This window comes from Photobacterium chitinilyticum (genome assembly GCF_004104355.1).
In the GTDB taxonomy this organism is placed as follows: Bacteria; Pseudomonadota; Gammaproteobacteria; order Enterobacterales; family Vibrionaceae; genus Photobacterium; species Photobacterium chitinilyticum.
This window is the reverse complement of sequence record NZ_RJLM01000202.1, coordinates 1-434: the sequence shown is the minus strand read 5'-3', so window position 1 is coordinate 434 and position 434 is coordinate 1. Positions and strand designations below refer to the sequence as shown.

The 434-nt window shown below is 54.6% G+C and carries 1 pseudogene; it reads right to left on the bottom strand.

What is annotated here, in order from left to right:
* A pseudogene (locus tag EDI28_RS27450) lies at positions 1-434 on the bottom strand (hypothetical protein); the annotation flags it as partial.

Below are 434 nucleotides of genomic sequence, written 5' to 3'. Positions count from 1 at the left end.
TCTGATGGCCACGGGATCGGCGCACCTGCCGGAAAGGCCGAATTCTCACCCGCCCCAAGGTATTCACGAACATCTGCAACGGAATTTTTTGCCAGAATATCCCTGCCAACCTGAGTCAGTTCAGTCAGGCTGGCGGCATCATTTTCCGCAAAATACGGTAATTTATTTTTCGCCGTGGAAAGCCCTGCCAGCGCCGTCAGTGTCGCATTCTTCGGTTGTTTACCCGCAAGCGCGTTAGTCATGGTGGTAGCAAAATCTGGATCATTCCCGAGCGCTGCGGCCAGTTCATTCAGCGTATTCAGTGCGTCAGGTGACGCGTCGATAACATCTGCAATCGCGGCCAGTACAAAAGCGGTGTTCGCAATCTGGGTATTGTTTGTTCCCCTGAGCGCGGTTGGTGCTGTTGGCGTTCCGGTCAGTGCCGGACTGTCCAG